Annotated in this window: 19 protein-coding genes; 4 read left to right on the top strand and 15 right to left on the bottom strand. The window is 59.5% G+C overall.

What is annotated here, in order from left to right:
- Window positions 1-26: 26 nt before the first annotated feature.
- The 3 genes from MU846_RS12875 to MU846_RS12865 all read right to left on the bottom strand — a co-directional run bounded on the left by MU846_RS12875 (window position 27) and on the right by MU846_RS12865 (window position 3,141).
- Window positions 27-1,055 (bottom strand): lipase secretion chaperone, encoded by a 1,029-nt coding sequence (locus MU846_RS12875; RefSeq protein ID WP_246953390.1) that lies wholly within the window; start codon window positions 1,053-1,055, stop codon window positions 27-29.
- Between the two features lies 1 nt (window position 1,056).
- Window positions 1,057-2,400, bottom strand: a complete 1,344-nt coding sequence (locus tag MU846_RS12870) for a sphingomyelin phosphodiesterase (protein ID WP_246953388.1) — start codon at window positions 2,398-2,400, stop codon at window positions 1,057-1,059.
- 258 nt (window positions 2,401-2,658) lie between these two features.
- A complete protein-coding gene (locus tag MU846_RS12865) occupies window positions 2,659-3,141 on the bottom strand; it encodes a DUF1643 domain-containing protein (protein WP_246953386.1) in 483 nt (160 codons plus the stop codon).
- Between the two features lie 197 nt (window positions 3,142-3,338).
- On the opposite strand from MU846_RS12865, the gene MU846_RS12860 reads away from it, so the two are divergent.
- Entirely contained in the window at window positions 3,339-4,061 is a 723-nt protein-coding gene (locus MU846_RS12860) for a nitroreductase (protein ID WP_246953384.1), read from the top strand.
- Window position 4,062: 1 nt separating this feature from the next.
- Here MU846_RS12860 and MU846_RS12855 read toward each other — a convergent pair whose 3' ends face one another.
- From MU846_RS12855 to MU846_RS12830, 6 genes are all read right to left on the bottom strand, one after another.
- Entirely contained in the window at window positions 4,063-4,269 is a 207-nt protein-coding gene (locus MU846_RS12855) for a hypothetical protein (protein WP_246953382.1), read from the bottom strand.
- 101 nt (window positions 4,270-4,370) lie between these two features.
- The gene (locus MU846_RS12850) at window positions 4,371-5,987 is read right to left on the bottom strand and encodes an ABC1 kinase family protein (protein ID WP_246953380.1); all 1,617 of its coding nucleotides are present in this window, start codon (window positions 5,985-5,987) and stop codon (window positions 4,371-4,373) included.
- Between the two features lie 76 nt (window positions 5,988-6,063).
- The gene (locus tag MU846_RS12845) at window positions 6,064-6,558 is read right to left on the bottom strand and encodes a hypothetical protein (RefSeq protein WP_246953378.1); all 495 of its coding nucleotides are present in this window, start codon (window positions 6,556-6,558) and stop codon (window positions 6,064-6,066) included.
- Between the two features lie 76 nt (window positions 6,559-6,634).
- Window positions 6,635-6,916, bottom strand: coding sequence for a DUF427 domain-containing protein (locus MU846_RS12840; RefSeq protein WP_246953376.1), 282 nt, complete (start codon window positions 6,914-6,916; stop codon window positions 6,635-6,637).
- A 325-nt stretch (window positions 6,917-7,241) separates the two neighbouring features.
- Window positions 7,242-7,952, bottom strand: coding sequence for an MgtC/SapB family protein (locus MU846_RS12835; RefSeq protein ID WP_246953374.1), 711 nt, complete (start codon window positions 7,950-7,952; stop codon window positions 7,242-7,244).
- Between the two features lie 65 nt (window positions 7,953-8,017).
- Window positions 8,018-8,656 carry a peroxiredoxin gene (locus tag MU846_RS12830; protein WP_246953372.1) on the bottom strand — a complete coding sequence of 213 codons (639 nt, stop codon included), beginning with the start codon at window positions 8,654-8,656 and terminating at the stop codon, window positions 8,018-8,020.
- A gap of 359 nt (window positions 8,657-9,015) precedes the next feature.
- On the opposite strand from MU846_RS12830, the gene MU846_RS12825 reads away from it, so the two are divergent.
- Window positions 9,016-9,567, top strand: a complete 552-nt coding sequence (locus MU846_RS12825; protein WP_246953370.1) for a chalcone isomerase family protein — start codon at window positions 9,016-9,018, stop codon at window positions 9,565-9,567.
- 6 nt (window positions 9,568-9,573) lie between these two features.
- Here the strand turns inward: MU846_RS12825 and MU846_RS12820 are convergent, their stop codons facing one another.
- From MU846_RS12820 to MU846_RS12810, 3 genes are all read right to left on the bottom strand, one after another.
- Window positions 9,574-9,918, bottom strand: a complete 345-nt coding sequence (locus MU846_RS12820) for a DUF3301 domain-containing protein (protein WP_246953369.1) — start codon at window positions 9,916-9,918, stop codon at window positions 9,574-9,576.
- Between the two features lie 433 nt (window positions 9,919-10,351).
- Window positions 10,352-11,242, bottom strand: a complete 891-nt coding sequence (locus MU846_RS12815; RefSeq protein WP_246953367.1) for a LysR family transcriptional regulator — start codon at window positions 11,240-11,242, stop codon at window positions 10,352-10,354.
- Between the two features lie 820 nt (window positions 11,243-12,062).
- Window positions 12,063-12,974 carry a LysR family transcriptional regulator gene (locus MU846_RS12810; protein ID WP_246953365.1) on the bottom strand — a complete coding sequence of 304 codons (912 nt, stop codon included), beginning with the start codon at window positions 12,972-12,974 and terminating at the stop codon, window positions 12,063-12,065.
- 1,255 nt (window positions 12,975-14,229) lie between these two features.
- Here MU846_RS12810 and MU846_RS12805 point away from each other — a divergent pair.
- Together MU846_RS12805 and MU846_RS12800 are read left to right on the top strand one after the other, a co-directional pair.
- The gene (locus MU846_RS12805) at window positions 14,230-15,639 is read left to right on the top strand and encodes a trimethylamine monooxygenase (RefSeq protein WP_246953363.1); all 1,410 of its coding nucleotides are present in this window, start codon (window positions 14,230-14,232) and stop codon (window positions 15,637-15,639) included.
- Between the two features lie 252 nt (window positions 15,640-15,891).
- A complete protein-coding gene (locus MU846_RS12800; protein ID WP_246953361.1) occupies window positions 15,892-17,847 on the top strand; it encodes a metallophosphoesterase family protein in 1,956 nt (651 codons plus the stop codon).
- A 701-nt stretch (window positions 17,848-18,548) separates the two neighbouring features.
- Here the strand turns inward: MU846_RS12800 and MU846_RS12795 are convergent.
- The 3 genes from MU846_RS12795 to MU846_RS12785 form a co-directional block, all read right to left on the bottom strand.
- Window positions 18,549-18,989 (bottom strand): YtoQ family protein, encoded by a 441-nt coding sequence (locus MU846_RS12795; RefSeq protein WP_246953359.1) that lies wholly within the window; start codon window positions 18,987-18,989, stop codon window positions 18,549-18,551.
- 192 nt (window positions 18,990-19,181) lie between these two features.
- Window positions 19,182-19,907, bottom strand: coding sequence for a DsbC family protein (locus MU846_RS12790; RefSeq protein ID WP_246953357.1), 726 nt, complete (start codon window positions 19,905-19,907; stop codon window positions 19,182-19,184).
- Window positions 19,908-19,943: 36 nt separating this feature from the next.
- Window positions 19,944-20,657: an FKBP-type peptidyl-prolyl cis-trans isomerase gene (locus MU846_RS12785; protein ID WP_246953355.1), complete on the bottom strand. Its 714-nt coding sequence runs from the start codon at window positions 20,655-20,657 to the stop codon at window positions 19,944-19,946.
- Window positions 20,658-20,669: the final 12 nt, after the last annotated feature.

Genomic DNA, 20,669 nt, shown 5'->3' with positions numbered 1-20,669 from the left:
GTATGCCTTGCTGCAGCGGGGGTTTGTCACGGCGTGCTGAAATGCTCCCGGCGCAGAGCTTCCAGTCGAGCACGATACTGGCTCTCCCATTCGGCTGCAGGTAGCTGTGTTTGCAGCGGGCCAAATTCTGCTTCCAGGGCGGCCAGAGCCTGTTGATAGCGTGCTACTGTTTCCTGCTGACGGGCGATCTGCTGATCGCGGGCGGTCATGGCGGCCACGTCATTGGGCGGGAAAAATCGTGCCCGCAGTGCCTGCGTGATCCGCTGTTGTTCGTTTGCATCGTCGACGCCAGCCAGCTGAAGCGCCAGCGCATGCTGGTAAGCGCCGTGGCGGCCTTCCAGATCATGTAGCGCGGCACCGTAAGCAGTGAAGTGCTGCTGCCGCAATGTATCCAGCGCTTGCTGGCGTTGTGTGGGCGGCACATGTGCCGCCTGTTGCAGCAAATCGCCGTAATCGAAACGATATCTGGCCCAAGCCGCTTCCTGACCAAACATGAGCTCGGTTTCCTCGACGCCAAGCCATTGCTCGCGCTGCGCATGCAGCGCCTCGAAGCGTGCGCGAGCCGGATCGCTGGTGGACATCACGGTGGCCTGCATGGCGGCCTCGTAATGCGGTAAGCGCTCCTGAATACGCGCTACCATTTCGGCAAAGGCTGTGTCGGGGTAACTTGCGAGAATTTCCGTCAGCAGGGCATGGCAGGCTTGTGCATCGTCGCAATGCCTTGCCAGCTCGGAAAAAAAAGCGCGCAGGTTGCCGGGTGCATCCTGATGCGCTTGCAGGGCCTCGCGCAGCGTCGTCACCTGGTGGGCGTAGCGGGCGGCAGCGCTCTGGGCCGCCTCGTCGGTAGGCGCCGTGGTGGCCAGCGCCGGTGATTCGCCGCCGCCGGCAGGGTTCGCTATGGCCGCAGGGGGCGGTGAAGCGAGCGAGGTAGACGAGGCCTGGGTGGTATGAGCGCCATGCGAAACGGACAGCGGCGCGTCGGCGCCTTGCCAGATCAGTGCAATGGTGAGGGCAGCGGCGGCAATCGCCGCCGCCCCGGCCAGACGCCAGCGCATGTTACGGCGCGCTGAAGTCGAATTCGCCCATCACCGGGAAGTGATCGGACAAATCCCAGCTGCCCCACACCGATGATGCTGTGGAGCGCAACACGCGCACATCATTGCGAGAGGTGTGCGGTTGCAGGTGGTCGTTGGCGTAAACCACATAATCCAGATATTCCACCGTGTCGCCGCCAGAACCGGCCGCCGTGGCGTTCTGGTTCACGCGCGGATCGAAGGTGGCTTCGGTGTAGCCCGTGCTGAGCGGATCGGTGGCGTTCAGATTGACGAGCATTTGCGCATAATCGGTGGGCCACAGCAGCTTGTTGACGTTGAAATCACCGCCCATCAGTACGGCCTCGCTGGTGGGAATATTCTGCGCATCGACCAGATCACGAATTTGCAAGAACTGCTCTTGGCGCAGCAGGCGTGCCTCTGTGGTATCGAAGGACGCGGTGTGTGTCGAGGTGATGTGGTATGACTTGCCGTCCTTGATGATTTCCGCATAGATGATGCCTTTGTCGGCAAAGCAATCCGTGCCCGAGCAATTCGGATAGATGAAGTCATCTGTCGCCACGATCGGGAAACGGCTCAGGATGGCCACGCCGCTATCAAAAATATTGAACGTGCCCAGCTCGAACGGGATGCGCGGTACATGTGTCTGATACGGATACTGCGACGACAGCGCCAGCATCATGGCATCGCGATCACCGGAGAAGGCTTCCTGCAACAGGATCACATCGTAACCATCAAGATGCGATGGTATCTCTGCAAGCCGGCCACTGATGTTGCTCGCTACTACAGGCAAGGCCCAGATATTGTAACTCAGCACTTTCAATTGATCCGTGCCGCTGAGTGGTTCGCTCTGTGTGGTGTTGTGAATGGTGTAATAAAAATCATCATAGCCGCCGGTAAACTCCGCCTTGAAGCTGTTGACGGAAGGCCGGGCCGCGTAGGTGGTGGCATAGGTGTGAATATTGCGATCACTGAACCACGGTGAGCTGAAGCCGGGGCCGCTGGCGCCGTGCACAATGTTGCTGCCCGTCCAGGTACCAACCATGCGTTGCTTCAGTGTCACACTGGATGTGCCACTGCTGATCACCGTATCAAAATGAAATGTTTCACCACGATGCACACCCCAGAACCGGTTATAGCGCAGCACGCGGCGGGTAGCATATGGCGGGATGCTGGTTGCTTCCTGAGCCCATTCGTCGCCCTGCGCCATGGTGTCGGTGCCGTAATGGTTGACCGCAACAGTGACGGTGTCGGGCGTGGTGTTGGTGACATAAATATAGGTATCTGCATTGGCGGCGGTGGCACAAAATGCCAGCGCTGCCAGACAAAGCAATGATATAGAGCGCATTGGTTCTCCCTCCCGGCTCGTGTTTTTATTCTGATCAATGTGGCCTGTGCCCGCGCCGGAAGAAGATTGTGATGCCGGCAATGGCAGGTTCCAGGTGCGGCGTGCCGCCCGCCAACAATAAAAGGACAGGCCGTAACAGAACAGGATCAAATCTGCCATCCGGGGGGAAAATCGTGACACCCGATAGGCGGCCCCGGATTCGGTGCAGGGGGTCGGCGTCGGCTGGTCGCGATGGCTGTTGCGCGGGGCAGGGCAGCGTTAGTCGCCCCAGGGTTGCGGGCGCAGATGAGCCGGAAGATAAAGCGGGTGGGCGGGCTCGCCGGAACGGTTCAGCCGCAGCACCTGCATATCGGGCAGCAAACGCCGCACCGCTTGCCCGCGCCCCAGGTGCTGGCCGTGATTACCCCAGGCGGCGACGATAACGGCGGCTCCGGGGCCCAGGCGGCGCAGCCAGTGATCATTGCGCGGGCCGATCGGTGCCTGCGCAGCGAGCAGTGCGGCGGGTTCCACGGTGCGCCAGGCAAACAGATTGGCCACGCAAACGCCACTGTAACCCCACTGCTGGGCGAAGCGCACACAGCGGCGCACGGTGGGATTATCCTGGCCGGCCGGATCGGTGGACGGGTTAAGGCCAATGATCAGCGCGTAATCCTGGCCCTGGCCCCACCAGCGCCACAGTGCATAACGGTAAAGGCCACAGCGGGAGAAATGCGCCTGGCGGCGGTGAACGAAGTGCTGCATAGCGGGGCAGTATAGCGTCAGCGCCGATTAAAGGCAGCGCCCGCGCTGGTTAAAGACAGAGCAGGCCCGGTTGGCAGCGGCCTTCGCGGCTGTCAATTTCCGTCACTGCAATATGGCGCTGGTGCAGGTAGCGTGTCGGTTGCCCTGAACACAGGCAGTGAACACACACAGAAAACATAGACAGAGAGTCAAGCGGCATGGAGTTTTCCGATGTCCTGCGGCAGCGCCGCAGTATTCGTGCATTCAGTGATCAGGTAGTGCCGGACGAGCTTGTCCGTGCCCTGCTGGAGGAGTCATTGGCATCGCCAAGCTGGTCGAATACCCAGCCCTACAAGATCGGCGTCTTGTCGGGGGCAGATGTGGCGCCGCTGGGCCGCGAACTGACCGAGCGCTTTCATCGCCTGATGAAGATTCAGCGCCAGAAAGGCGTGAAGCGGTTGCTGGCAGCTTGGCGTGATCGTGGTGCGCTGCCCGATGGTGATTTTCGACCGGTTGTGCAGTACCCCGCCGATTTGCAGCCTCGCCGTGTGGCAACTGGCCATGGCCTGTACGAGTTGCTGGGCATTGCCCGTGGCGACAAGGCGGCTCGCGATGAGCAGATGGCCAGAAACTTTTCGTTTTTCGATGCCCCGGTGGTGCTGTTCCTGTTCGCGCACAAAGGGCTGGGCGTGTATTCCGCGCTTGATGCCGGCATCTTCCTGCAAAGCCTGATGCTGGCCGCCGCCAATCGCGGGCTGGGCACCTGCGCGCAAGGAGCGCTGGGGCTGTGGCGCTCTCCGGTGGCGGCGCGGTTTGATATTCCCGAGCCGTATCAGTTGCTATGTGGTGTGGCGCTGGGTTACCCCGCGCCGGATGCGCCGATCAACCGTTTCCAGCCGCCCCGGGTGGGGTTGGAGGAGCTGCTGTTGCCGCGTGCGTGAATCAGGGCTGCGAATCGTCCGGGGGCTGTCGGGCATCCTGGGGAGAGTTGGATCGGGCGTTGCGATCACCGTCGCCAACACCACTTTCACTGCGGCCGCTGTCGCTGGCCGGCACTGCGCCGGGCGGGCTCGCAGGCGGCTGGTTGAAGGGCTGGGTGAGCAGCAGGGCAGCGATGGCCAGAATCATCAGCACAATCACAACGCGCATGGTCATGGCCCCTTGGCATGCAGGGAAGAAAGCAGTAGCCGCTCATTTGAGCGTGAACGCTGGCATGGCGCAACCGGGAAAATGTAAGAGAAGACTGCGCCTTAATGAAGGCGCAGCCAGTCTTTCCACGGGCTGCCCGCACGCCGTGGCGGTGCCGGCAGGATCTCCGGGTCGGTGAGATAGCGCAGCAGGCATGAGGCCACATCCAGCGCTGGCTGGTAATGCATGAACACGCCGCCCAGTGAGCCGAACACCCGCGCCAGCAGCACGAACTCGGCTGGAATCCGCGCTACCGGATCGTCTTCGGCCTGGGCCAGCAGGGTGCGGCCCCGCTCAAGCAGCTGCTCTTGTGTCGGCCAGCTGATCTGGCCGCCGCTGCCCTCGATGGCGGCGTCGCGGATTTGCGCAAGTAACGCATCGGCAAACACAAGCAATGTGTCGGGCGTGCCGCTGCGCGTGGCAAAGCCCAGCTCGGCGAGCGTATCGGCGATGGTGTCGCGGTCGGCGACCAGGCTGGCTTGCAGCACTCGGAAGTAACCCTGGCGGTGTGTTTCCGGTAGCTTGGCGCTGCAACCAAAATCCAGCAGCACCAGATCGCCGTCGTCAGCCAGCAGGATATTGCCGGGGTGCGGATCGGCGTGGAACTCGCCGAGCACCAGCACCTGATGCAACCAGCCATCCAGCAGGCGCCCGAGAATATCCGCGATCCCCTGTGCATCACCGGCCTGATGCAAGCGATTCAGCGCAAGCGTGAATTTCTCGCCTTTCACGAACGCCGTGGTCAGCACGCTGGCGTGGCTGAGCGAGGTGATGACGTCCGGCGCGCGCACACCGGGCACGCTTTCGAGGCCGCGGCCGATACGCTGCATGGCGCGTGCTTCGCGGCGGTAATCCAGCTCGCCGCGCACCGAACGCTCGATTTCATCGAGAATGGTGGGCAGGTCGGTGGGTGGCAACAGGCTGCTCAGGCTGTCGGCGAACAGGCGCATCAGCTTCATGTCCAGCTCGATGATTTCTGCCAGGCCGGGCCGCTGCACTTTGACCGCCACCTCGCGGCCGTCGTGCAACACTGCGCGATGCACTTGCCCGATGCTGGCCGCCGCCAGAGGCTCCATGTCGAACGACGCAAACAACGTTTCCGGTGGCGCACCGAAAGCTTCTGCCAGCGCCGCCCGGATACGCTCCGCCGGCTCCGGCAGCGCCCCGTCCTGAAGTGTCTCCAGCTCCTCGACCCAGGCCGCCGGCAGCAGATCCGGCCGTGTGCTGAGTAACTGGCCGATCTTCAGAAACGCGCCACCGTGGCGCAGCGAGGTGTCACGGAAACGGCGGGCGTTACGCCGGTGCAGATCATCCAGGGCCGCCGCATGACGTGCGCGCGGCAGCAGCGCAGAGCGAGCGCCCCACAAGCGGTAGCTCGCGGCGATGCGAGTCAGCGTCCAGCCCGTGGCCGAGAGCCTTTTCAGGCGCGCTGGCCAGCGGCGGGCTTCGGCGGCGAGATGGTGATATTCCTCAGCAACATCCGCAGCGCCCAGCTCGACCAGACGCCATGCAGATAATGCCTGGCCAGCCAGCTTGCGGCCCTGCCAGGCGGATTGCTCAAGCGCACGGATGCCTGCGTCCAGCACCTGCAACCAGGCTTTCAAGCCGTTGTCGCGGGTGGCGGCGGCCGCCGGGGCGGGCGCTTGCGATGGGGCGTTTCTTGCTTGCAGGGTTGCCATGCAGCACTCCTTGTCATTTTTTGTAGTACATTTTCGGGTAAAAAAACACCGCGCAATGAATTCTGGGCGGTGGTGACTACAGTTCTTGCAGGCACTGCTCACATAGCCAGGCGGGCGCAGCACCCGGTTGCGCAGAGAGGCCGCGATAGGCGTGCTGGCCTCGAGCGAGCGCTGTGCCGCACTGCAAGCAGTGGCCGGGCCGGTTGATGATGACCGCCTGCCAGGCGTCCACGGTTTCCAGCTGCGCGCTTGCAGCGTCGCCGCTTTGTTCCTGGCGCGGTACAGGTGTTGCGGCTGCCTGGCCGCGGGCTGTGGCCGCCAGACGGCGCGCATCACGGCTGACGTTGCCCATCAGGCTGGCAGAATCCGCGACAATGTTATCCACCAGCTGAAAGGTGTCTTCCAGCACATGGCGAATCAGGTGCGACACGCTGACCCGCTGCCGTTCGGCTGCGTTGCGCAGGGTATCCTCCAGGTCTCTGGGAACACGAGTCTGGATAACCCGGTCTTTGCGCTCGTTGTCCGGGGCCGGCCGGCGGCCCCGGCGTGGGGGCCGAGTGTTGTCGGTCATGTCAGTTTGCTGCCCGCCTTGATTGATGTAGTACAAAATAATACACCGAGCGGGGTGGGTGGCGTCAAGGGCGCGATCAGTGTCCGATAGTGACGTCTTCGCCGAATGCGATATAGCCGGAGAGCGCCGCAGCATCCTCGACCGGCGCCGGGAACGACCAGGCCGCGTCCATGACTTCAAGATCGTCGGTGCGTAGATGGAAGTAATGCCGCTCACCGCGCCAGTCGTTTCTGCTGCGGCGGTTGCTGGGCACCAGAAAGCCTGTGCGCACACTTTCCATCGGAAAGTAGTGCTGGCCGCCCATGACGATGACGTGGTTACTGGTGGCGAGAACGTGCCCTTGCCAGATCGCTTTCATGGAAACCCCCGGTCAAACATTCCAAATGGAAAAAAGACGCTATTGGCGAGGGCTTTCAGAGTGGCGAATGTGCCCCGTTTCTGGCGCCTCGCACCGAGCGTAAGCGGGCGGGAGTTTAGGCACTCCGGGCCAACAAAAAAACTATATTTGCCGACGAAGCGACGTGCGGTAGTGACTGATGTTTTTGGCTGATATTCAATTTCATACCAACGGGCCAGAAATCCGCGAATTCAGAACAGTCGTGCTCTGAGATCAGCTGCAGACATGCAGTGCGCCAAAGGAGTGGCGCCACAAATGGCGTAGGCGCCTGATGGTGGGAGGGGAGTCAGTCGCCGGCCGGGTCGATACGGAACGATTTCACGGTTTCCATCTCGGCGAGCGTGTTGGCCAGCCGGCGCAGATTTTCCTGAGTATTGGTTTGCAGCACCATGCGATACTCCAGGCCCGGTGTTTCCTCTCCATAACGGTAACTGATGGAAAAAAGCTTGAAACCGTGCCCGGCTAGGAGTTCGCGCAGCTCGGTTTCCGTCAAGCCGCGGCCGGGCAGGAAAGTGAGCCGGTGATGCGCGTAGAAAAGCGCGGGCATGCGCGCTTCAAGCCAGCGGAATACCGACAGTGTACCCAGCGTCATGATGGTGGCGGTGATGGCGGGGAAAAAGAAGCCGACACCGATCAGAATACCGATCCCGGCCGTAATCCAGATCGATGCGGCGGTGGTCAGCCCGCGCACGGTCAGGCCTTCACGAAAAATAACGCCAGCGCCCAGAAAGCCGATGCCGGTCATGATGCCCTGCGCCATGCGTGTCGGATCAGTGCGCACGGTGTCCAGCGGCACGCTGGGGTCCAGCCACTCCCACTGCCAGGTGGTCAGCAGCATCAGCAGTGCCGAGGCCAGGCACACCAGCGCATGAGTGCGGAAGCCGGCTGGGCGGCCATGATAGGTGCGCTCAAGGCCGATGAGGCTGCCTGCTATCAGGGCCGTGGTCAGGTAGCCCAGCATGGCCCAGGTGTCTGGATCGGTCAGGAAATCCGGCATGTCCATTGGCCGTGGAGTGAGCTGAAAAGAGAAAGCCCGCCCTTGGCAGGCGGGCGTCGGCGATGTTACTTGTCAGGCTGCGGGGTAATACGCAGGTAGGGCTTGATTGCCTTGTAGCCTTTCGGGAAGCGCTGCTTGAGCTCGGCTTCATCGGTCAGGCTCGGCAGGATCACCACGTCATCGCCATCCTGCCAATCCACAGGCGTTGCCACTTTGTGTGAGTCTGTCAATTGCAGTGAATCCAGCACGCGCAGGATTTCGGCAAAATTACGGCCGGTGCTCGGCGGATAGGTAATGGTGGCGCGTACTTTCTTGTTCGGATCAATGAAGAAAACTGCGCGCACGGTTACCGTTTCCGAGGCGTTCGGATGCAACATGTCATAAAGCTTCGCAACGCTTTTATCGGCGTCGGCAATGATCGGGAAATCCACTACGCACTGCTGTGTTTCGTTGATGTCCTCGATCCAGCCATGGTGTGAATCCACCGGATCGACACTCAGTGCAAGCACTTTGGTGCCGCGCTTTTCAAACTCCTGTTGCAGCAGCGCCGTACGGCCAAGTTCGGTGGTGCACACGGGGGTGTAATCCGCCGGGTGGGAATAGAAAATGACCCAGCTGTCGCCTGCCCACTCGTGAAAGTTGATCGGGCCGACCGACGAATCCTGCGTGAAGTCCGGCGCGATATCACCAATGCGTAGTGACATGAAGAAGCCTCCTGAATCAGCGTGAAGGGGGGTATCCCGATCTGATGACGCTACCGTCTTGTCGGGCCATTGTGAAGTGATGTTTGCGTCTGAGCTCATTCCTGTGGGTTATAAGCTGAAAGAAAAATGTATATTGATTTCAACAAGAAAGCGAGGCGGTCGGGCCCAGACCGAGCCGTCGCGGGCCTGATCCTATTACGGCTTTTTACCTGACACGGAGCAGCGGCCGGAGGCTTCCTGTTATGGTCATGATCAATGCGCACGACAGGAGCGGCGGGAGGCGCGGTATGGTGCAAGCGATAGGTAAACGGAGAGGCAGTAAGGCGGGCCGGGCGATAGCCAGGCAGGTAACCAGGAAAATGCTATGGCTAGTGGCGCTGTGCCTGCTCGCCGGGACGAGCCAGGCCACTGAAATCGCCGGCGTGACGCTGGCCAGGCAATTGGAGGCAGCAGAGACGACCTTGCTGCTCAATGGCGCTGGCGTGCGCAACAAGTATTTTCTGCGGGTTTATGTGGCGGGGCTGTATCTTCCTGCCGCCAGCCATGATGCGCAGGCCATCATGAACGCCGATGAGCCGCAAGCAATGGCAGTGCACATTACGTCGTCCGCGATCACGCGTGCCCGCTTTCGCGACACCATTCAGGAGGGCTTGCAACAGTCCGCCGGGGATGATTACCCGCGCTATGCGCATCTGCTCGATGAGCTATGGGAAAACGACAGCCTGGAAGTGAACAAAGGCGATGTTTTCCATTATTACTATATACCGGGCGAGGGGACGCGCTTTCTGCATAACGGCGCATTGCTGGAGGTCATCCCGGGGGTGGATTTCAAGCGGGTGTTATTTGGTATTTATCTTGGCGAGAACCCGGTGCAGGCGTCATTGAAAAAAGCCCTGCTCGGTGAAGATTAGCCATACCTAATGCAGCCTCCGGTCATCCGGCGTGGACACAAAGCGGTGCGGCGGCAGCGTGATCTTCGAGACGTTCATGCCGAGCATGTCGGTATGGCCCCGGTAACGCTCGCCGCCGGTGACCGTGAATTCAAACTGGTAACGGCGCCATAGCCGCAGCCGCAATGCGTTGTCGCGCCGTAGCCCGATCCGGCGCAGGGCTACCGTCTGATCAAGCAGGCTGACCTCTTCGCCCACGCAGTGCTGAAGCGTAGCGCGCAGCGCAATCTCCCGGATGCCCTGAGCGCGCCAGAACCAGAGCGCGGCAACGCCGAGCAGGGCAAACAACCAGAGCTCTTTCAGATCCAGCATTGAGCTGCCTCGTATCGCGCTCGGGTGCCGAGCGCTTGCCAATCAAGTGTGCCGCCCGGCGCCATGGCATATTCAGGCAACCCGGCGCGGCGATCAAACCGCAACGAACTGCGCGCCGGGTTGCCGAACGAGCATGGTGCTCACTCGGCCAGCGTCGCGGCTTCATTGCGTAGCGCAGAGCTAGTGTGGGCGGTGCGGTCGTGGTGGGGCAAGTCGTGGCGTGGTGGCATCAGTTGCGTGACAGGTAGGAAACGTCCCTCAAATGCATGGCAGACGCCGGGGCACACGGCCGCCAGGGTACAGCGCCGCCACCAGGCCCGCCATCAAGTGCCATCGCTGGAGCCACCATCAAGTGTCACCGATGGCGCGGCCATCAGATGCCACGCCGGGACAGCCAACAGGAGGGCCGACCCCCCATCAAACGTGCCTGCGCTCAGGAGCTGATAATGTTTTCTTCGATAAACTCGACAAAGATGCGAGTACGGGACGGGAGGTTTTTGCGGCCGGCATAGATAATATAAAAATCCATATTCGGCAGGCGGTAGCCTTTCATGACTTTCACCAGCCGCCCGGCGTCCAGATCAGGGCGGATTTCGAGATCGCTGCTGATGCCCACGCCCAGGCCATCCAGCAGCCATTGGTGCAGCACTTCGCTATCGTCGGTGATCAGGCTCGGTGTCACCTTCACGATCTCCTGGCGCCCCTCGCCGCGTAGCGGCCAGCCGTCCCGAAAGGCGCCCTGTGCATCCAGCACCAGGCAGGCGTGATCCTTGAGGTCGGCAGGGCTGTCCAGCGGTGGCCGCTCGCGCAGGTAATCCGGGGCGGCCACCACGTGAGCCGGGTTGATCACCAGCCGCCTGGCGACCATGGTCGAATCGGTGGGTGGGCCGACGGTGATCGCAACATCATAACCATCGCGGATAAAATCTACCGGCTTGTCCTCCATATGGAACTGCAACACCATACGGGGGTGGAGCCGCGAGAAGGCTAGCACCAGGCCCTCGATACGCCGCTTGCCGATGGAAAGGCTGGATACCACCTTCAGCGAGCCGGAGATATCGGTTTCGGTGCCGGATACCGAAGCAATGGCTTTGCCGAGATCATCGAAAATCACCAGCAACCGGTGATACAACTCTTTGCCTGGTTCGGTCAGGGCCAATTCGCGGTTGACGCGTTTGACGAGCTGCACCCCCATGGTGCGCTCCAGCCGGTGGAGCCGCTTTTTCACAGAGACTGGCGCTAACGACAGTTCACGAGCAGCGCCGGCTATCGTGCCCGCCTTCACCACTGCCATGAAAATGTCCAGATCCGCCATTGGGTTCATTCGTTTTCCTGATTCGAAAATCAGCTTTTCCTTGTTTTCGCTTCGTTAAAGTCACCCCGGCCCGTAGAATCAGCCAAGATGTGGGATGTCCAGACGCATCTGAAAGACGGGTTTAATAATGCGCACAGCTTGCTGTGCCGGATGCTCGCTGCACGGCAGCTAACTATTATTTTCCCCCTCGGCTGCGCTCGATCTTCAGGTCGCCAGAGGCAGCCCTTATGGGTCCCCCCAGCCGGTTCGACGTGCTAGAGGCGCGCTCAGGGCCAAATCTGGTACGCCTGTCATTTCTTATATTGAGATACGTCGTTACTTATATTTCAACAGTCCCTTTTCGAAAGATTACTTTTCCTGATATTGCATTTCGGCCACTTGAAAAAATCATTAATCTTGCCGGCGGGTTGCGAATTTGCAGACAGGTGGCACGTTGGTGCGTCTGTAACCATATGAATAATAAGAAAGTAAAGGGCTGATTTTGAAAACTCAGGCGGCATGACCATGGTGGCATCTGGCGCTGGGTTGCCTTGGTTAAAGAGAACAAAAGTGCGCATTCCGCTAATTCTCGTAGTGAAAATGCCTGTGCTGGATGGCGGCCATGGAGCAAAGTAGCCTCTCAATGCAAATCGTGGCACGCGCCGTAGTGCGAGCGTGCAGTTTATGACGGGTAAGTATGCTGATGAGCGTGCTGATAGAATGAGCTGCTGCGCAGCCCCGAGCCGTAGCAATCAAAGCATCGGCGCCGAGCCGGTACGCCAGCGGCAAAGCAACGGTGGTTCAGGTTCAGCGCCGCTGGTCCGGGCTCAGCGCGAAAGAAAGTGGGGCGCTAACGCACCGCAAGGCTGCCGTCGCTGGCCACGCTGCGAGTGACGAAATCCTTGAACTGTAGCGTGCGCGCCGGCAACTGCCTGATGCGGTCGTATAAAATATAAAACCGGATCTCCGGCATCTGATAATGGGGCAGGATTCTGACCAGGCGCCCCGCAGCAAGGTCTGCGCGAATTTCCATTTCACAATAGGCGGCAATACCCATGCCGGCGAGCAGCCACTCGCGCAGCACGCGGGGGTTGTCAGTTGCCATGCTGTGCGCAATGTGAATGCTCTCGGTGTGCGCATCGCTGAAGAAAGTCCAGGCACTGCCCAGCGCGCCGGGTGCCTCCAGCAACAGACAGTCGTGCTCGTGCAGATCAAGCGGCACGCGGATGGCGGGGTGCCTGGCCACATATTCGGGCGTGGCGCACAAGCACCAGGCAGTAGCCAGCGGGCGTACGGTCAGGCCGGCAGTGTTCTCCGGTGGTGCGCTGGTAATGGCCATGTCATAGCCACCGTAAACAAGATCAATGTCCGTGTCAGTGAGATCAAGATTCACCTCGACCTGCGGGTGCTGCCGGGCGAAAGCGCACACCACACCTTTCAAATGGCTTCGGAACGGGGCAGGCAGGTTCGAGGCGACTCTCAAGCGGCCAGCGCTGCCGTCTTCGCCGCGTGCCACTACGCCCAGGGCATGATCCAGCCCTTCAAATACGCCGATCAGGTAGTTATAGAGCAGTTTGCCTTCTTCGGTGAGCCCGATGCTGCGCTGGTGGCGATGGAGCAAAGGCACTTCCAGCACTGTTTCAAGGCGCTCCAGCCGCCGGCGTACCGACACCGGGGCCAGATCGAGTTGCCGTGCGGCGGCACTTATAGTGCCGTGGCGCACGATCGTATAAAACGCTTCTACATCGCAAATCTGGGTCATAGCATCGTCCTTTACGCTGGTGCAGTTACCCCGTCGAAACAGCGGGGTTTTAGCGTCGAGGCCCGCATGGCGCGTAGCGCTAATGATAGCTGCGCAACAAGACGTACGCGCTTTCGTGGCACGAACTCGAACAAGTCGTGATTCTTATACTGCGTAAAACGGCATTTTTTACTGATGCCGGCTATTGCTGTGGCTGGCGCAGGGCAGTTTTTCGTTCTTCGGTGCGCCCTTGATTCCTCGCCTTCTGGCACTGCCACGGAGGGACCGCCGAGGCCAGTATGGCCGAAGATGCCAAGTTGGCCAGCCCCATATTAGGGGGGTGGGAGCCTGATCAGCAAGCTGATCTCTTTGTCTGGAGGGGCAATATTGCAGGGTCATGTCATTGGTTTGATTGCGAGATAATATCAGACTGATGGTTTGATAACGGTGGGACGAGCGCTCCTGCGCGGCCAGGCGCATGTCTCTGGTGCCCGTGATCGCGGCCCCGGATGGGCCTGGAAAGCCTGGAATGGCTGGAATGGCGGGTGCCACGGAGCTGAAAACAGCGGTATGCGTTCGCCCTGTCTGCGCGGCGGCGGGCGAATTACTTCCACGGCACCTTGTTGTATTGCCGCCTTCCCGGTAATAACGACGAACCTGTTTTTAGCCTCTCTCCCTTTGGTCAGCGGGACGAGCGAAGCGCAGCACAATAGGCGCTTTCGCAGATATCGGAAATGCCTCCCCGGAAACCAACGCTGAACCTTTTTAATCAGACCACAACAGGCTTGCTGCGGGATTGACTGCCGCCGCATCAAGCGTCAGGGGCGTGGTCAAATCGCGCCTCGGTGCTTTCGTAAACATCTGCTCCAGCCACGCTACAAGGGAGATCCGGACGCTCGCACTTCATGCCATAGCCGTGCTTTTCTTCCCGCTGGGCCTGCCTTGACGTGGCCCCGCCCGGCAAACGCCGGCCAGTTATGTTAACATTGCCCGCGTTTCGCGTAGGGCCGCCGCAGGCATCTTTGTATGCTTGCCGCTGCGGCCGGCGGGGTGTTCCGCTGCGCGTACGTTCACATTCGGTATCGCAGGAACGGTATAGCGCCGGCCGGATGGCCGGTGATGTCTTCCAGCGATCCATGGGCGCAGCCTGGCTGTCAGCCCCGACCTCGTGCGCCTGCTGCAAGGTGCAATGTATTTCAGCAGACGCCTTTTTTGCGCACTCAGTGCGCCCTCGCCAGGCTCCGGAAGAGCCAGGCCGTAGCAAGGAGATTGACACATGACAGTTCGTATCGCGGTATTGGGCGCTGGCCCGAGTGGTTTGGCACAGCTTCGTGCCTTTGACGCCGCTCGCCGGGCAGGCATCGAAGTGCCCGAAATTGTTTGCTTCGAGAAACAGTCTGATCTTGGTGGTATGTGGAACTACACCTGGCGAACAGGGCTTGATGAACACGGGGAGCCTGTTCACGCCAGTATGTATCGTTATCTGTGGTCCAACGGCCCGAAAGAATGCCTGGAGTTTGCAGATTACAGTTTCGAGGAGCATTTTGGCCGGCCAATTGCGTCGTATCCGCCACGCCCGGTGTTGCGCGACTACATCATGGGCCGCATAGAGCGTAGCGGCCTGCGCGACCAGATTCGCTTCAATACCGCCGTACACGCGGTCGAATACGATGAACAGACAGAAAAGTTCAGTGTTACCGTCCGTGAGCTGGAGCAGGATCGCCTGGTCACAGAAGAGTTCGACTACGTTGTCGTTGCCACCGGCCACTTTTCCACGCCGAATGCGCCATCATTCAAAGGCCTGAACCAATTCCCCGGTCGAGTACTGCATGCCCATGACTTCCGAGATGCCTGCGAGTTCGCTGGCAAGGATCTGCTGCTGATAGGCAGCAGCTACTCCGCAGAAGATATCGGCACGCAGTGCTACAAATACGGGGCCAAATCGATCACGTTCAGCTACCGCTCTGCACCAATGGGCTATGAATGGCCGGAGGCATTCAGCGAGCGGCCGTTGCTGGAGCGTGTGGAAGGCAATACGGCCTATTTTGTCGATGGCAGCAGCTGTGATGTGGACGCCATTATTTTGTGCACCGGCTACCAGCACCATTTTCCGTTCCTGCCGGACGAGCTGACCCTGCGCACCAGCAACCGCTTGTACCCCAAGGGCTTGTACAAAGGTGTGTTCTGGATTGACAACCCCAAGCTGATCTACCTCGGCATGCAGGATCAGTATTACACTTTCAATATGTTCGATGCGCAGGCCTGGTTGGCACGGGACGTGATTCTGGGTCGGATAACCCTGCCTGATAGGGCAGCGATGGTGGCGGACAGCGAAGCCTGGTTCGCCCGTGAAGAGGCCACAGAAGGGGTAAACGATGATATCGACTTCCAGGCGGCCTATGTGCGCGATCTGGTTGATCGAACCGACTATCCGGACTTTGCCATCGAAGAAGTGGCCGAAATGTTCAAGCAATGGATGCGGGACAAGAGCGAGGGCATCCTGGATTACCGCAACAAGAGCTATCGTTCCACTATTACCGGTACCCTGGCGCCGTTGCACCATACGCCGTGGATGGAGGCAATGGATGACTCCCTTGAGGCATTTCTGCGTGACTCGACGCCTATCGAGGAGCAGCTTGGCGAGCCGGTAGAGCTGGCCGAAGAGCCGCTGCGCAAGCGCGCCTGAGCTGTGCAGGGCGGGCAGGGTGGCAGCGCTGGCAAGCTTGCTTGCCAGCTTCCTGTTAACCGCCCGGGCTGGCTCTGGCAAGGCTGCCCCGTGCTGGGGCAGCCTTGCTGATTTGCGGTTTGTGATAGCTTTTATCCGAACGATATCATTTTGCCTTCACTTCTCCATCATCCCCGAGTCATCCCCTCAAGGCAGTCTCGTGCCGGGTGTTCAATGAACCCTCCTGAGACTGAACATTAACCGGGGATCATCATGAAGAATTTGACGCTACCGGGCGTGGCAGCACTTGTGCTGGCGCTCGGCCTTGCCGGTTGCGGCGGCAGCTCCTCTTCCAGCCGCTCACCGGGCCTCACCGAGCCCGACAACAACGCGCCCGCCGCCGCACCGCTACGTGTCGGCCTGTTGCCCGATACCCAGGGTGATGGCTCGAACGTCGCGGTGTTTGCCATGGATGCCGTGCTGGCGCAGCTTGAAGAGCTGGGCGCCGATGTGGTTATCGCGGTCGGCGACCTGACCAACGACGGCACGCCGGAAGAATTTGCACAGTGGCTATCGGTGGCCGACCAGTACAAGGCCAAGGGCATCGAGATCCTGCCTTTGATGGGTAACCACGAAGACAGCTGGGCACACACGGTACGCTGGATCGACGCCATGCGCCCGTACATTCCGAAAGATGCCATGCACATGCCCTACGCCGAGTTTCTGAACTACTCGGTGGTGCGCAGTAATGTGCTGATCATCAATATTCGCTACTGGGGGCTCGCTGGTGCCTTCCCCTGGATTCGGGAAACCATCGAGCGCCACCGTGACGAAGTGGATCACATCATCATCGGCAGCCACGATGGCCTGATTGGCGCCAAGTATGGGCAGGTGCGCGAGCAGATTGTCTCCGGCACGCGGGGCGAGAACAGCCTGATGGATCAGTATGACGAGATCCGCCGTTTCTTTATTGATAACGATGTGATCTGGGTGCAGGGTCACGAGCACCAGTATCAACGCAGTGTCGTCAAGGGGCCGTTCACCGCAATCAACAAATCGTGGACAGAAACAGGTGGCAACTACCGGCTGCCTTACTTCACTCAGATCATGTCGGGCAACGCTTCGTACAAGGGCTACGAGCTGCGCTGGGGTGAAAGCGAGCTGGTGCAGAGCATTATTCAGCACAAATCAAATTCCATGAGTAACGGTTCGCCGGCATTTGACGTCAACGCAGCGGTGCTCAGCTTCAATGGCCCACGGGTGGATTATCAGGCGTGGTACGCCGAACACACCGTGCGCAACGACCTGGGGAGCCGGGGCGAACTGGAGAACCCGAACTGGATTCTGTTCGATCGCTTCAGCCGTACCACCGACCGCTGTGAGAAGATCATCTACCCGAACAGTATCCCTGCGGGCACCCGGCCGGTGCTGGATCATGACGTAACGTACCGTACCCCGGAATGCCGTGGCCCGGATGGCGCCATCGCAAGGCTGGAGGCTGGCATCAATAACACCTTCAATCGGGTGGACTCGCGGGCGCGCAACATGGGCTACACACCCGGCATGAGCCGTGCAGAAAGTGCCATTGATCTGCTGCGTCTGACGTTCCAGTATCTGTACCAGTATCACCAGAACTGGACACCGAACCTCAACGGCAACAACCGTGCTTATGTGAATGTGGCGCAAGACCGTGTGGAAGTACCGGCGACCACCATCGATATGAAAAAGCATGTCACCCTGAGCTGGATGCCGGCCGAGCCGGATACCGCTTCCAGCGTGTTGATCCTCAGTGGTACAGGTGGCCAGAACGGTATCTACAACAGCACCTGGGGTGCCCCGAAAAATATCGAAGTGGATGCCGGTTTGCCGGGCAGCCAGCCGGATGGCAGCGCCAAGGCGCCGCACACTTTGCCTGCGCATGCCACACGCAGCTGGAATATCGTGGATGCCCCGACGGATGCGTTCGCGCTGAGCTTCACTGTGCCGGCCACTCTGGCAGGGCAACCGCTGGTGCCGGGCATTCGCGACAGCAACGGCGAGTGGGTTGCTGCTGGTAGCGCCGAGTGCATCATCGAAGATGTATTTCACGAAAGCTGGCTGAGCACGCCTGCCCCGCGCGACGCGGCGTGTAACGGTGAACCAGTCGTCGGTTTCGATGCCACACAGGGCGATGGTCTGTGGTGGATGATCTCCGACCGCGATCTTGAAGTGGCTTTGCTGCGCCGCTAATACAACTTGCCATCAAGGCGCGCCGCAAAATATGGGCGCGTTTAACCGGGCATGGCTCTTGCCATGCCCGGTTTTTTTGTCACGGCAGCCGGAGTAAATGGCACTGCGAGCGTGGCAGAAAGCGGCTTGCCTGGCTCGTCGCAGGTTGAAAGAAAAGGTTCATCGTCGATTTCCGGGGAGCCATTCCGATATCTGAGAAAGCACCGATGGGTTATCCAAAATACCGATCTTTTTGCTCCCCCTCGCTTGAGGGGCAGGCGAAGCGCAGAACAGCCGCAGGCTGGCCCGGAGGGTGAGCGAATCAGATTTTTGCTCCCCTCTCCCCTTGTGGGAGAGGGGTTGGGGGAGAGGGGGCGACGAACATGCAGCTGTTACGATAACCGCTACAGGTTGCACTACTTTCAATTATCTTCAGTGGAAATTTTCATAAAAATTCAACAACCCAAAAATACCTAGCGCTAGTCAGTTTCGTTCCAGATCAAGTGCCAAGTATATATTTCTTGCCATAATCTCCCCCTCTCCCCAACCCCTCTCCCACAAGGGGAGAGGGGCTAAAGAAAGTTTATCGTCGATTTCCGGGGAGGCATTTCCAATGCCCGCGAAAGCACCAACGGGTTGTCCAAAATGCCGATCTTTTGGCTCCCCTCGCTTGCCCCACAAGGGGGCTAAAGATCGCGGGATGGTGCAGGTGGGCATCGGGATCAGTCGCGCAAAACGTAAGCGAGAATATCGACCACTTGTTCGGTGGTGGTTGCCCAGGCCAGGGCGGCCGCATCCACTTCTTTCAAGGGATGAATGATATCCTCGGCATGCAAGGTCACATAAGGCTTGCCCAACGCCGCGCAGTAGCCGGCATCAAAGGCAGCATTCCACTGTTTGTACTTGTCACCGAAACGCACCACCACCAGATCGCTCTGCTCGATCAGCGTCTTGGTGCGGATGGCATTCACCTTGGCCGATTTGTGATCACGCCAGAAAGAGCTGCTCTCCGGCCCGAGATGGTCACCCGCCGCATCACTGGCGTCGTGATCGGTGACAGCTGACGTAAAGGTGATATTCAGACCTTTCGCAGCGGCGCCGCGCTTGATCTCTTCACGCCAGTTCGTGTGAATTTCACCCGACAGATAAACGGTAAAAGCCATGGGAACTCCTCTTGACAGACGGCACGACATTACCAGAGCGCAACGAAAAGGCAAAATCCAACCATGAAATATAGTGAAGGTGAGCAGCAGGACAAACATGTTGCAGGGCGTGCCCAGTACAGAGCTGGTGGCAGGTGCTGATGCAGAAGGTGTTCAAGGGCGAGCAGCCCAGAGCTGCTCGCCAAGCGGGGTTTAGCGGTTCAGCGCGCTGACCAGCTGTTCGGTATCCAGATAACCACCGAGGCTGTTGCCATGCTGGTCAAAGATGGCCGGCGTGCCCCGGACGCCAAGTTTCTGTGCGAGCGCATGGTGCTCGGATATCGGCGCTCGGCAGGGCACGGGCGTCTGCGACAGCCGGTTGGACACTTTGATTTCCGTCAGGGCGCTTTGCTGATCCTCGGCACACCAGGCTCGGCCCATCAGTTCACCGACAGGCGAGGCGACACCGGCGCGGGGAAAGGCAAGGTAATGCACGGTGATCCCTCGCTGTACGATCTCATCAATATGGTTGTGAAAGTTTTTGCAGTAACCACAACTGACATCGGTGAAAACAAAAACCTCGTGCTGCTCAGCGTCTTTAGCCTTGTAGGTAATGCTCTTGTCGAGATCAAGATTGGCGAGAATATCAGCCCGGTCCTGTCGCTGCCTCTCCTCTGTGAGATCGTTGAACTCAGTGCCGGATAGTTCGATCAGTTTTCCGGCAAACAGGTAGCGGCCCTCGGCGGTCGCGTAAAGATACTCGCCATTGCTGAGCTTCACCTCGCGAATGCCCTGAGCCGGGCTATCGGCAATATGCTCGACGGTCAGGTCCGGTTGTGTGCTCTGGAATGCTGCTGACAGCTTGTCGGCCAGAGGATCAGCCCAGGATGCCGAGCTTGCAAATAGTATAGAGAATAAAAATAACGTAACCAGTTTCATGATATGCCCCTCTATTAAAAATGTATGTGCAATCGCTCAGGCTTGTGGCCGGATTTCTATCAGTTCTATTTCAAATATCAGTGTCGAGTGAGGCAGGATATGCTGCCCTGCGCTTTCATCCCCGTAAGCAAGCTCAGGCGGCAGCACGATGCGCCACTTCTCCCCTTCGCTCATCAATTGCAGAGCCTCTTGCCATCCTGGCATGACACGCTTCAAAGGGATGGAGGCGGGCTGTTCCCTGTCGAGCGAGCTGTCTATGACCGTTCCATCCGGAAGCGTGCCGTGAAAGTGGGCCAACACGGTATCTTCGAGGGTTGGCTGACGGCCATTTGGCTCACCAGCAAGGCGTTCGTATTGAAGACCGCTCGGTAAAGTGGTGACCTCGGCTCTGGCGCGGTTGCTTGCCAGCAGTGCTTCGCCCGCTGCCTGGTTAAGTGCGATATTTTCGGCCCGCTCCGCTTCAAATCGACGTGTAAGCGCTTCTTGGTAGGCGGCTGTGGCCTCAGCGGCCATCGCATCATCGAGTAACAATTGCGATTCATCGCCTTCCAGGATTGTTTGCATCGCCAGCATGAGCAGGGCCGGGTCAAGCTCAGCCTGTTCGATCTGCGGAGCAAGCTGTTTGCCGACTTGCATGCCCACGGCATAAGACGCCCTTTGTTGATCGGTAGCCAGATCATCAAGGGTGGCGGTGTGCTGTGAGCAGCCGATCACCAGCAGGGAAGCAGTAGCCAGATACAGGATTCTCATAACAGTTCCTTT

This window comes from Alcanivorax quisquiliarum (assembly GCF_023051175.1).
GTDB lineage: Bacteria > Pseudomonadota > Gammaproteobacteria > Pseudomonadales > Alcanivoracaceae > Isoalcanivorax > Isoalcanivorax quisquiliarum.
This window is presented reverse-complemented; position numbering and strand designations above follow the sequence as displayed.